This is a genomic window from Arhodomonas sp. KWT (assembly GCF_010993615.1).
The window spans coordinates 1-11,183 of the sequence record NZ_WNXE01000045.1; the positions used below are offsets into that span (position 1 = coordinate 1).

Here is an 11,183-nt window from a genome sequence, read left to right on the forward strand (position 1 = left end):
GACGGCGGTGAGGGCGGGGACCGGCGGCCCCCGCCCGACCGCGTTACTCCTTCGGCTCGACGGAGAACACCGGGCGCCAGTCGCGGGCGCCCAGCATGTCCTCGTAGTCGTACTGGTCGATGGTCTCCGGGGTCAGCGGCTGGATCTTCGGGCCGGCGCGGAAGGGGAAGTCCTCGCCGGGTTTCTCGCCGTTGAGGATGCGCACCATCGCGTCCACCGCCATGCGGCCCTGCAGCGCGGTGAAGTCCGTCGGCGCCACCGCGACCTCGCCGTTCTTGATCTTCTCGTAGAGCGGCGGGATCAGGAACGTGGAGACGATCTTGGGCTTGTTGTCGCGGTCGCGGAGCACGTCCGGGGCGGCGTCCGCGGCGACGGCGTTGCCGGCGAGGTAGTCGAGGTCCGGGTTGGCGTTCATGACGTTCTCGATGATCGAGGTCTGAACGCTCTTGCCGGTGTCACCCCACTTCACGGTGATGATGTCCACGCGCTCCTCGGCGTCGTGGTCGGCCAGCGCCTGCTTGAAGCCGTCCAGGGTGTCGGGCGCCCAGCCGGATCCCGCCGGGCCCGGCAGGAAGGCGACGCTGACCCGGTCCTTGCCCTCGGAGTCCTTGGCCACGTACTCGCCGGCGACGTAGCCCATGGTGTAGAACGACACCAGGGTCTTGGCCGCGATGGCCGGGGCCTGGATGTCGTTGATCACCTCGATCACCGGGATGTCGGCGCTCAGCGACTTCACCAGCCCGTCCTGGGCGGTGTAGCTGATCGCCGCCAGGATCAGGCCGTCGACGCCGCGGTTGCGCAGGTTCTCGACCTGGGAGATCTGGCCGGTGATGTCCTCGTAGCCCTGGGCGGCGACCAGGTCGATGCCGACGCCTAGCTTGCGGGCCTCGTCGATGATGCCGTAGTTCACGGCGAGCCAGTACGGGTCCTTGAGGTGGGGGAAGGACACGCCGATGCGGTACGGCTTGTCCGGGGTCGGGGCCTTCCACTCCTCGCTCCGGGCCTCGCCGAGCGAGGTGGCGGGCCGGCCCGCCTTCTTGCCGGAGACGTCGTAGTTGCCGTAGTAGGCCTCCACGTCGAAGGCCTGCGCCGTGCTGGCGGCGAGCAGCAGGCCGCCGAACACGGCGGCGGAGCCGGCGCGCATGATCTGTCGTGCGTTCATCGTTGGGTACTCCTGGGCAGTGGCGTCAGTTGGACTCGATGACGACGAGACCCTGGCCCGGGTCCACGTCGCCCTCGTTGTCCACCAGAAAGGACTTCACCGTGCCGGCCACGCCGGCCTTGATCTCGTGGTAGGACTTCATCAGCTCGATGAGCCCCACCGTGTCGTCGGCGGTGACGGTGTCCCCTTCGGCGACGAAGGGCTCGGCCTCCGGGCTGGGGCGGCGGTAGAAGACGCCCGGCAGCTGGGCTTCGACGGTGTGTTCGGCCATTCCTGTCCTCCTTGCGGGACGTGTCGTTCGGGTTGCGGTCGGCGCCGGTCAGGCCGGGCGCAGGGATTCTCTGGAGCAGATACGGGTCATCTCGCGGGCCAGGCGCTGGGCCTCGTCCACGGAGATTGCGCGGAAGCGGATCACCTCGCCGGGCCGGACCTGGCCCAGCTTCCAGAAGCCGCTGGTGGGCACGGTGAAGGGGTTGATGAAACCCCCCATGCTCGGGCCGTCCTTGACCAGGATGATGGGCGTCAGCCCCGCCAGGTTGATGGCCCCGTTGGGGTAGCCCTGATCGATGATGTTGGACGGCTCGGAGCCGTGCTCCGGGCGCTTGTTGATCGCCTTGTCGGCGAAGGTGAGCCGGTCGCCGGGGCCCTCCAGGCGGTAGCCGGTACGGTCCGACTTGGCGGAGAGCTTCCAGTCCGCCTCCAGGAAGGTGCGGACCCCGGCTTCGTCGAGCCAGTCGTCGTTGGGGCCGGCGACGACCTCGATCTCCCAGCGCTTGTCGGAGGGGAGCTCGGGCCGTGCCTCGGGGATCACCACCATGTCCGGCGTGCCGCCGGAGGCGTCGCCGGTGGGGATCTGCTGGCCGGCCTGGATCGCGCGGCCCTCGAAGCCGCCGACCCCGGCCTTGTGGAAGGTCGCGCGGGAGCCGAGCCAGGGCTCGGTGCGGATGGCCCCGGCGACGGCGATGTAGCCGCGGGCGCCGGTCTTCGCGTAGCTCAGCTTCAGCGTCTGGCCGGCCTTTACCGCGTAGCTGCGCCACAGCTCGATGGGCTCGCCGTCGATGTGCGGCTGCATGTCGCCGCCGGTGACCGCGACCACGGTGTCCTCGTGGAAACGCAGCTCCGGGCCGGTGAACTGGCACTCGAGCGCGGCGTCTCCGGGCTCGTTGCCCACCAGCACGTTGGCCAGGCGGAACGACCAGTGGTCCATCGGCCCGGAGGGCGGGAAGCCCTGGTTCCAGTAGCCGACGCGGCCGGGGTAGTCCTGGATGGCCGTCTCCAGCCCGGCGTTCATGACTTCGAACATGTCCTCACCCCCTTCAGAACCGCTGGGTCTCGTCGATACCCGCCACCCACTCCTTGTACTGGGCGACCGAGAACTTCTGGTATTCGACGAGGTTGTACTGGTAGCTGCCGTCGGCGACCTGGGCCTCGACGTGCTCGAACTCCTCGATGGAGCAGGGCACGAAGCGGATGCGGTCGCCGGGGCGGAACAGGCAGATGCTGTTCTCGAACACGGGGAAGCGCTTCTCCGTGTCCCAGATCGGCACGGGGGTGCGGCCGAAGACCTGGTAGCCGCCCGGCAGGTGCTCGGGGTAGATGGCGGTGGACATGCCGCCCATGCCCACCGAGCCCTTGGGCGTCCAGGTGCGCGGCGGGTTGTACTTCGGCGCCACCAGCCGGCAGCGCGGGTCCAGCGGCATGGTGAACGGCAGGCCGGGCCAGAATCCCAGGGAGGCCACCCAGTACTCCGTGCCCGAGTGCACGCGCACGAGCTGGTCCACGCCGGAGAGGCCGTTGAGCTCGGCGACATACTCCGGGTCCGGCGTCTTCTTCGCGATCTTGGCGATGTAGTCCTCGACGCACTCCTTCGTCCACGGGTCCAGGTAGACCGTGGGGAAGTAGAACAGCCGGCTCGGCAGCTCGATGTCGTCGGCGGGCCGCAGGCCCTCGATCAGCGAGGCCATCTCCTTTTTCAGATCGGCGAAGCTGATCAGCTCCGGGTCGTAGTGGATCAGCGTGGACGCGAAGCAGGGTGCGGTCTCCAACACCCCCTTTGTCTTCTGCTCGGCGACGACGTTGGCCAGGTCCTGCCCCCGGAAGTTCAGCTCGAGATTCATCTCGTCGCCGAACTCGATGAGCATGTAGCGGTCGCCGCCCGGCAGGAAGCGGGGTTCCTCATAGATCATTGCGTTCCTCCCCAGCGCTGGTTACTCGGTGTTGAGCAGCTCGGACTCGTAGTCCGCGATGAAAGACGTCAGGGTCTCGCCCCGCCGGAAGGCGTCGGTGCGCAGGACGTTGACCAGGAAAGGCAGGTTCGTTCGGATGCCCTCGATGCGGCTGTTGCGCAGCACCTCCAGTGCCCGCTCGCGGGTCTCGTCGCGGTCCGCACCGCGGACGATGACCTTCGCGATCAGCGGGTCGTAGTAGGGGTGAACCCGGCTGCCGTCGTCGTAGCCGGTGTCCACGCGCACGTGCTCGCCCGCGGGCACGTGCAACGTCTCGATCACGCCGGGCTGGGGCAGGAAGTTGTTGAATGGGTCCTCGGCGTAGAGTCGGAACTCCATGGCGTGGCCCCGGCTCTCGATCCCGGCCTGGCTGAGCCCGGACTCCTTGCCCGCGGCGATGCGGATCTGGTGGGCGACGATGTCCTCGCCGGTGATCATCTCCGTGACCGGGTGCTCCACCTGCACGCGGGTGTTCATCTCCAGGAAGTAGAACTCCCCGGTTTCGTCGTCGAGCACGAACTCCACCGTCCCGGCGCCGTGATAATCCTGGGTCTCGGCGAGGGACACCGCGGCGTGGGTCATGCGCTCCCGTACGGCCGCGTCCACCGCCGGCGAAGGGGCCTCCTCGATGATCTTCTGATAGCGCCGCTGGATGGAGCACTCGCGCTCGAACAGGTGCACCGCCCGGCCGCCGCCGAGCCCGAGCACCTGCACCTCCACGTGGCGGGCACGCGGGACGAACTTCTCCAGGAACACCGCCTCGTCGCCGAAGTTGGACTTCGCGAGCCCCTGGGTGGACTGCACCACCTTGCGCAGGGCGGCGAGATCGTCGACCCGCTGCATGCCGATGCCGCCGCCGCCGGCGGAGGCCTTCACGAGCACGGGCAGGCCGATCCGGCGTGCCTCCGTCTCCAGGTCGTCGAGGTCGTCGCTGGTGAAGCGCCGGCTGCCGGGCAGCACGGGCACGCCGGCCCGCTCGGCGATGTGGCGGGCCCGTGCCTTGTCCCCCATGTCGCGGATGCTGTCCGTGCGCGGGCCGATCCAGGTCATGCCGGCGCCGGTGACCGCATCGGCGAGCCGGGTGCTCTCCGCGAGGAAGCCGTAGCCCGGGTGGACCGCGTCCGCCCCGGTCTCCGACGCCGCCTGCATCAGCCGCTCGATGTTGAGGTAGCTGTGCTGGGCGCGGGCGGGGCCGACCACGCGGTGCTCGTCGGCGAGGCGCACGTGCAGGGCGTCCTCGTCCGCCTCGGAGCAGACCGCGACGCTGGCGATGCCCAGCGAGCGGCAGCTGCGCGCGATGCGGCAGGCGATCTCGCCACGGTTGGCGATCAGGACCTTGCTGATATCTGCCATCGTCACTCCCCGGCTCAGGCGGCGGTGGCGCCGAGGGCGTCGCGTACGGCGCGGGCCACGTCGAGCGCGTTGGGCGTGTCGGAGTGCACGCAGACGGTGTCGGCGCGGACCTTCAGGGTGTGGCCGTTCACCGACTCGGTCTCGCCCTGCTCCACCGCGCGGACGACCCGCTCGGCCGCCCTGGCCGGATCCACCGCGGCGTGCTCGCGGGTGATGATCAGCTTGCCGTCGTCGTCGTAGTCGAGGTCGGCGAAGTACTCCGCGAGGAAGGTGTGGCCGCGCCGGGTGTAGACCGTCTCGTGGCAGGTCCCGGACAGGCCCATGAGCGGTACGCCGAAGACATCGGCGGCATCGCAGACGGCGTCGGCCACCGCCTCGTCACGGGCGGCCATGCCGTAGAGCGCGCCGTGGGGCTTGATGTGGTTCAGTGCCATGCCGGCGCCGTCCAGGAAGCCCTTCAGCGCGCCCACCTGGTAGATGAGGATGTTGGCCAGCTCCTCGCGGGGGATCTTCATCTCGCGCCGGCCGAAGCCCTGGAGGTCCGGCAGCGAGGGGTGGGCGCCGACACGCACGCCGTGGGACCGGGCGAGCTCCACGGTCTTGCGCATGTGGTTGGGATCGGAGCCGTGAAAGCCGCAGGCCACGTTCGCGGCCGAGATGAAAGGCATCATCCCGGCGTCGTCACCCATGCGATACAGGGAGAAGCTCTCCCCCATGTCGCAGTTGATCGTCGTTTGCATTGCGCTACTCCACTTGGTTCTGGAAGGCGGACAGCATCAAGCGTGCCAACGGCGAGTCGGCGGTCCGCACGGTGGGTTGGCGTGAGGGCCGGAAAGCGGGCTGCGCAGCGCTGGAAGGGGAGATCGACAACGGTTTCCTCTCCTCGGCGGTACCGCCCCGGCGGCCTCCATGCTGCGTTTTCCGGCGGGCTGGGTGGTTATTTTATTAACCACTAGTCCACGGGGGTTTCCGTGTCAAGGCGGCCTGGCAGGGGCGCACGCAAAGGGGGCCGCGGGCGGTTCAGGCTGGAGCGCGCAACCTTAAACATGCACCAAAAAGTCGCTATTTGCCCTTTTTGTGCACCATTTTGTTCCGTTTCAGCAGGTTGGCGTCAGCCTGAAAACGTGATCGGCGTCACGTGCGCCGGTCGGGGGGTAGCTGGACTTTCCTACAGGGTGTGTTTAATTGATAGATACAAACGACAGGGATGCAGGGGTGCCGTGGACACCGTCAATGGTGGTCGCCCAGGGGAGGGGCTTTTGCGGTGTCCGGCTGAAAGCAGTAATTTGCGGCGCCACCAGGCACCTAAGGAACGGGAGGTATGTCGAGTCGTGAACACATCGACAGGGCAGTCACAGGAGCGGTCACCGGAAGAGGCCGACCCCGTATTCGATCTCGGTGAGCGTCTGCGCCAGGTTCGCCTGGACCGCGGCCTGTCCCAGCGCGAGCTCGCCCGCCGCGCGGGTGTGACCAACGGGACCATCTCACTCATCGAGCAGAACAAGAACAGCCCCTCCGTGGCCTCCCTGAAGAAGGTCCTGGACGGCGTGCCGATGTCGCTGGCGGAGTTCTTCGCCGTGGGTGCGCAGGCGGCGGACCGGGTGTTCTTCCGCCGCGACGAGCTCTCGCTCATCACCAGCGGGCCGCTGGAGTTCCGCCAGGTCGGCAACGTCCAGGGCAAGAGCCTGCAGGTGCTGCGCGAGTACTACCCGCCGGGCGGCGACACCGGCCGCGCGATGCTGCGCCACGACTCCGAGGAGGCGGGTATCGTCATCTCGGGGCGCGTGGAGCTCACGGTGGGCAGCCGGCGGCGGGTGCTCGGGCCGGGGGACGCGTACCACTTCGATAGCCGTATCCCCCACCGTTTCCGCAACCTCGACGACGAGGACTGCGAGCTCATCAGCGCGTGCACGCCGCCCTATCTCTGATCCATCCCGGCAGGAGGTGCCATGAACGACGAACGGCCCATGGCCACGGCCACGGTGCAGGAGGACAACGAGCGCGTCATCGTGACCGAGTGGCGCTTCGCCCCCGGGGCACAGACGGGCTGGCACCGCCATGAGCATGACTACGTCGTCGTGCCCCTCACCGCCGGGCGGCTGCTGCTGGAGTCCGAGTCCGGTACCGCCAGCAGCGAGCTGACCCCCGGGGTCTCGTATTTCCGCACCGCCGGGGCGGAGCACAACGTGGTCAACGACGGTGACGCCGAGCTCGCGTTCGTCGAGGTGGAGCTCAAGGGGACCACCGCGGGCGGGGGCTGACCCGCCCCGGCCCGTCATCGCGGACCGGGGCGGGCGGCACGCCCGCGGCCGGCGGTCAGCCGGCCGCACGCTGCGGGGCACTGCCCGCGGCCTCGCGGATGGCGGCGCCGAGCCGTTCCACCGCGCCTTCCACGTCCGCGTCCGTGGCCGTGAGCGGGGGCAGGAGCCGGACCACGTTGCCGTGGATACCGCAGGTGAGCACCAGCAGGCCGTGGGCGCGGGCCCGGGCCATGACGTCCGCGGCCATCGCGGGCGAGGGCTGGTCGCCGTCGAAGAACTCCACCGCGACCATCGCGCCGAGGCCGCGAACGTCGCGCACCGCGCCGACCTCACTGGCGATCTCGCCGATACCCGTGGTCAGGCGCTCGCCGATGATCGCCGCACGCTGGATCAGGCCCTCGTCGTCGATCACCTCCTGCACCGCCAGGGCCGCCGCGGCGGACAGCGGGTTGCCGCCGTAGGTGCCGCCGAGGCCGCCCGCCGGACCGGCGTCCATGATCTCCGCGCGACCGGTGACCGCGGCCAGCGGCATGCCGCCGGCCAGGCCCTTGGCCATGGTGATGATGTCCGGGGTGACGCCGCTGTGCTCGACGGCGAAGCGCCGGCCGGTGCGGGCGAAGCCGGTCTGGACCTCGTCGACGATCAGGCAGATGCCGTGCTCGTCGGCGATCCGGCGCAGCGCCTGCATGAATGCCGGCGGCGCGGCGTAGAAGCCACCCTCGCCGAGCACCGGCTCGATGATCAGGGCGGCGACGCGCTGCGGGTCGACGTCGAAGCGCAGCAGCTCCTCGAGCGAGCGGACCGCGTCGTCGACACTGACGCCGTGCACCTCGTTGGGGAAGCGGGCATGGAAGATGTCTGCAGGCATCGGCCCGAAGCCGGCCTTGTACGGGCGGACCTTGCCGGTCAGGCCCATGGTCAGCAGGGTGCGGCCGTGGAAGCCGCCGCCGAAGCCGATCACCGCCGAGCGGCCGGTGTAGGCCTTGGCGATCTTCACGGCGTTCTCCACCGCCTCCGCGCCGGAGTTCACCAGCACGGTCTTCTTGGCGAAGTCGCCGGGGGTGATGGCGTTGAGCCGTTCGGCCAGGGCGACGTAGGGCTCGTAGGCGGAGACATTGAAGTTGGTGTGGGTGAAGCGCCCGAGCTGCTCCTCCACCGCCGCCATCACCCGCGGGTGGCGGTGGCCGGTGTTGAGCACCGCGATGCCGGCGGCGAAGTCGATGTACTCGTTGCCCTCGACGTCCCACAGGCGGGCGTTCTCCGCGCGCTCGGTGGCAATGGGGTGGATGATGCCGACACCGGCGGCGACGGCGTCGCTGCGGCGCTCGAAGAGTTCGCGATTGGTGGTCATCGTCCCGATCCTCGTTCCGGGTGGATGTGTGGCCTCAGGCGATGCCGCCGAGGCAGAGGTACTTGGTCTCCAGGTACTCCTCCAGGCCCTGGCGGGCGCCCTCGCGCCCGAGGCCGGAGGCCTTCATGCCGCCGAACGGCGCCTCGGCCGCGGACAGCAGGCCGGTGTTGATGCCGACCATGCCGTATTCCAGGGCCTCGGAGACGCGCCAGGTGCGGGCCGCGTCGCGGCTGTAGAAGTAGGCGGCGAGGCCGTACTCGGTGTCGTTCGCCATCGCCACCGCCTGGTCCTCGGTGGTGAAGCGGAATACCGGGGCCACGGGTCCGAAGATCTCCTCGCGGGCGAGGCGCATGCCGGTGTTCACGTCGGCGAGCAGGGTCGGCTGGAAGAAGCGGCCGCCGCCGGCGTGGCGCGCGCCCCCGGTGAGCGTCCGTGCACCCTGGGCGGTGGCGTCGGCCACCAGGGCGGTCACCTTCTCCACCGCGGCGTCGTTGATCAGCGGCCCCTGGTTGATGCCGTCGGTGAGGCCGTTGCCCACGCTCAGCTCCGATTCCATCACCTCGGCGAGGCGCTCGACGAAGGCGTCGTGGATGCCGGACTGCACCAGTATGCGGTTCGCGCACACGCAGGTCTGGCCGGCATTGCGGAACTTGGAGTCCATCGCGCCGCGGACCGCGGCCTCCAGGTCGGCGTCGTCGAAGACGATGAAGGGTGCATTGCCGCCGAGCTCCAGCGAGACCTTCTTCACGGTGTCCGCGCACTGGGCCATGAGGTGGCGGCCGACGGCGGTGGAGCCCGTAAACGAGAGCTTGCGTACGGTGGGGTTGGCGCAGAGCTCGCCGCCGATCGCCTGGGGCTCGCCGGTGACCACATTGAACACCCCGGCCGGGATGCCCGCGCGGTCGGCCAGCTCTGCCAGCGCCAGCGCGGTGAACGGCGTGACCTCGGCGGGCTTGACCACCGCTGGGCAGCCCGCGGCCAGTGCCGGCGCGACCTTGCGCGTGATCATCGCCGCCGGGAAGTTCCAGGGCGTGATCGCCGCGGAGACACCCACCGGCTCCCGGGTCGCGGCGATGCGCCGGTCTGCGGCGGGGGATGGGATCAGCTCGCCGTAGGCGCGGCGGCCCTCCTCGGCGAACCATTCGATGAACGACGCGGCGTAGGCGACCTCGCCGCGGGCCTCGCCCAGCGGCTTGCCGCACTCGCGGGTCATGATCCGGGCGAGATCGTCGCGGTGGGCGAGCACCAGACGGTGCCACTCCCGCAGGCGCGCCGCGCGCTCGCTGGCGGTGAGCGCCCGCCAGGCGGGCCATGCCCGGTCCGCCGCCTCGATGGCCCGGCGGGTTTCGGCGGCGCCCATGAGCGGCACGTTCCCCAGGGTCTCGCCGGTGGCAGGGTCGTCCACCGCCAGGGTCGCGGCGGCATCGGCGTCCACCCAGACGCCGTCGATGTAGGCCTGCTCCCGGAACAGCGCCGGGTCGCCGAGCTCTCGCATGGTCCTTGGTCCTCCGTGTGCGTGGACCGTCAGGGCCCACGTCTGCCTGTACCCCCACGATTAGAACCGATTTTTGGTCCCCGTATAGGAGCCAATCGGGTACGATGCAGGGAGCCAATCTGCGACGGCGGTGCCCATGCTCCTCAGCGACCTCCTCCTGCAGTACATGCAGCAGCGCACCGAGTGGACCCGGCTGCCGGTGCGCCGGCGGGTCTACGCCGCCCTGCGCCAGGCGATCCTGGAGGAACGTCTGGCCCCCGGCGCCAAGCTGCCGGCGACCCGGACGCTCGCCCGGGAACTCGGGCTGGCGCGCAATACCGTGATGCGGGCCTACGAGCAGCTGGAGGCGGAAGGCTATGTGCGTGGACACACCGGGGCGGGCACCTTCGTCACCGATACCCTGCCGCGGGATGCGCCCAGCGTGCCGGCCCCGCCACGCCGCGAGGCGGGGCATGCCCCGGGGTTATCCCGGCGGGGTGCCGATATCGCCGCGCATCCGGCGAGCAGCACACTCCAGTCCGGGGCCTTCGTGCCCGGCATCCCCGATGTCGCCGCGTTCCCTTTCCGGGTCTGGCGACGGCTGCTCGGCCGCTACATGAACAGTGATCACTCCCGGCTGATGCAGTACGCCTCCGGTGGCTACGGGCCGCTCAAGGCGGTGCTCGCCGAGCACCTGAAGGTCTCGCGGATGATCAGCTGCGACCCGCGCCAGATCCTCATCGTCGGCGGTGCCCACCAGGGGCTCGACCTGTGCGCGCGCATGCTCGCCGACCCCGGCGACGAGGCGTGGATGGAGGACCCGGGCTACTGGGGCGCGCGCAACGTGCTGCGCGCCGCCGGCCTGCGCCTGCGGGCGATCCCGGTGGACGCGGACGGCATCGCCCCGCAGCCATCGGACTGGCGGCGTCCGCCGCGGCTGATCTTCACCTCACCGTCCTACCAGCTCCCCACCGGCGCGGTGCTGAGCCTGGGCCGCCGGCGGCTGCTGCTGGAGCAGGCCTCGGCGGCGGACGCCTGGATCATCGAGGACGACTACGACAACGAGCTGCGCTACAACCGCGAGCCCATCGCGTCGCTGTACGGGTTGTCGTCGACGAATCGGGTGATCTACGTCGGGACCTTCAGCAAGGTGATGTATCCCGGGCTGCGGCTGGCGTACCTGGTGGTGCCGCCGGAGCTGGTGGAGCCGTTGTCCACGGCCAATGCGGAGCTCTTCCGCGAGGGGCGTCTGGTGGAGCAGGCCGCGCTCGCGGAGTTCATCGAGAGCGGCCGCTTCTCCGCGCACATACGGCGCATGCGCCAGATCTATGCCGAGCGACAGGAGGCGCTGCGGACG

11 protein-coding genes are annotated in these 11,183 nt (G+C 69.8%); 3 read left to right on the forward strand and 8 right to left on the reverse strand.

The window, feature by feature from the left end; genetic code table 11:
- Positions 1–43: 43 nt before the first annotated feature.
- The 6 genes from torT to pxpA are packed head-to-tail and all read right to left on the reverse strand — an operon-like array spanning position 44 to position 5,480.
- Positions 44–1,162 (reverse strand): TMAO reductase system periplasmic protein TorT, encoded by a 1,119-nt coding sequence (gene torT / locus G7A99_RS09260; protein WP_018717477.1) that lies wholly within the window; start codon positions 1,160–1,162, stop codon positions 44–46.
- Between the two features lie 25 nt (positions 1,163–1,187).
- Complete coding sequence (locus tag G7A99_RS09265) at positions 1,188–1,433, reverse strand: acetyl-CoA carboxylase (protein WP_018717478.1); 246 nt, start codon at positions 1,431–1,433, stop codon at positions 1,188–1,190.
- A 48-nt stretch (positions 1,434–1,481) separates the two neighbouring features.
- Positions 1,482–2,465, reverse strand: a complete 984-nt coding sequence (locus tag G7A99_RS09270) for a biotin-dependent carboxyltransferase family protein (protein WP_018717479.1) — start codon at positions 2,463–2,465, stop codon at positions 1,482–1,484.
- 13 nt (positions 2,466–2,478) lie between these two features.
- Positions 2,479–3,348 (reverse strand): allophanate hydrolase subunit 1, encoded by an 870-nt coding sequence (locus G7A99_RS09275; RefSeq protein WP_018717480.1) that lies wholly within the window; start codon positions 3,346–3,348, stop codon positions 2,479–2,481.
- Positions 3,349–3,369: 21 nt separating this feature from the next.
- The gene (locus G7A99_RS09280) at positions 3,370–4,740 is read right to left on the reverse strand and encodes an acetyl/propionyl/methylcrotonyl-CoA carboxylase subunit alpha (protein WP_163139699.1); all 1,371 of its coding nucleotides are present in this window, start codon (positions 4,738–4,740) and stop codon (positions 3,370–3,372) included.
- 14 nt (positions 4,741–4,754) lie between these two features.
- Positions 4,755–5,480 carry a 5-oxoprolinase subunit PxpA gene (gene pxpA, locus G7A99_RS09285; RefSeq protein ID WP_018717482.1) on the reverse strand — a complete coding sequence of 242 codons (726 nt, stop codon included), beginning with the start codon at positions 5,478–5,480 and terminating at the stop codon, positions 4,755–4,757.
- 591 nt (positions 5,481–6,071) lie between these two features.
- Between pxpA and G7A99_RS09290 the strand changes: the two genes are divergently transcribed.
- Both G7A99_RS09290 and G7A99_RS09295 read left to right on the forward strand, forming a co-directional pair.
- On the forward strand, positions 6,072–6,668 hold the full coding sequence (locus G7A99_RS09290; protein WP_018717483.1) for a cupin domain-containing protein: 597 nt from the start codon (positions 6,072–6,074) through the stop codon (positions 6,666–6,668).
- 21 nt (positions 6,669–6,689) lie between these two features.
- Positions 6,690–7,001 (forward strand): cupin domain-containing protein, encoded by a 312-nt coding sequence (locus G7A99_RS09295; protein WP_163139703.1) that lies wholly within the window; start codon positions 6,690–6,692, stop codon positions 6,999–7,001.
- A 55-nt stretch (positions 7,002–7,056) separates the two neighbouring features.
- Here the strand turns inward: G7A99_RS09295 and gabT are convergent, their stop codons facing one another.
- Positions 7,057–8,352 carry a 4-aminobutyrate--2-oxoglutarate transaminase gene (gene gabT, locus G7A99_RS09300; RefSeq protein ID WP_018717485.1) on the reverse strand — a complete coding sequence of 432 codons (1,296 nt, stop codon included), beginning with the start codon at positions 8,350–8,352 and terminating at the stop codon, positions 7,057–7,059.
- A gap of 34 nt (positions 8,353–8,386) precedes the next feature.
- On the reverse strand, positions 8,387–9,847 hold the full coding sequence (locus tag G7A99_RS09305) for an NAD-dependent succinate-semialdehyde dehydrogenase (RefSeq protein ID WP_018717486.1): 1,461 nt from the start codon (positions 9,845–9,847) through the stop codon (positions 8,387–8,389).
- Between the two features lie 136 nt (positions 9,848–9,983).
- Here G7A99_RS09305 and G7A99_RS09310 point away from each other — a divergent pair.
- Positions 9,984–11,183: PLP-dependent aminotransferase family protein (locus tag G7A99_RS09310; protein WP_163139705.1), on the forward strand; the 1,200-nt coding region annotated here is incomplete at its 3' end.

What these genes read in the sequence shown, in the direction of transcription:
- G7A99_RS09265 (WP_018717478.1), bottom strand. Translation starts at nt 1,433, where the DNA reads ATGGCCGAACACACCGTCGAAGCCCAGCTGCCGGGCGTCTTCTACCGC.
- pxpA (WP_018717482.1), bottom strand. Translation starts at nt 5,480, where the DNA reads ATGCAAACGACGATCAACTGCGACATGGGGGAGAGCTTCTCCCTGTAT.
- torT (WP_018717477.1), bottom strand. Translation starts at nt 1,162, where the DNA reads ATGAACGCACGACAGATCATGCGCGCCGGCTCCGCCGCCGTGTTCGGC.
- G7A99_RS09270 (WP_018717479.1), bottom strand. Translation starts at nt 2,465, where the DNA reads ATGTTCGAAGTCATGAACGCCGGGCTGGAGACGGCCATCCAGGACTAC.
- G7A99_RS09295 (WP_163139703.1), top strand. Translation starts at nt 6,690, where the DNA reads ATGAACGACGAACGGCCCATGGCCACGGCCACGGTGCAGGAGGACAAC.
- G7A99_RS09305 (WP_018717486.1), bottom strand. Translation starts at nt 9,847, where the DNA reads ATGCGAGAGCTCGGCGACCCGGCGCTGTTCCGGGAGCAGGCCTACATC.
- gabT (WP_018717485.1), bottom strand. Translation starts at nt 8,352, where the DNA reads ATGACCACCAATCGCGAACTCTTCGAGCGCCGCAGCGACGCCGTCGCC.
- G7A99_RS09275 (WP_018717480.1), bottom strand. Translation starts at nt 3,348, where the DNA reads ATGATCTATGAGGAACCCCGCTTCCTGCCGGGCGGCGACCGCTACATG.
- G7A99_RS09280 (WP_163139699.1), bottom strand. Translation starts at nt 4,740, where the DNA reads ATGGCAGATATCAGCAAGGTCCTGATCGCCAACCGTGGCGAGATCGCC.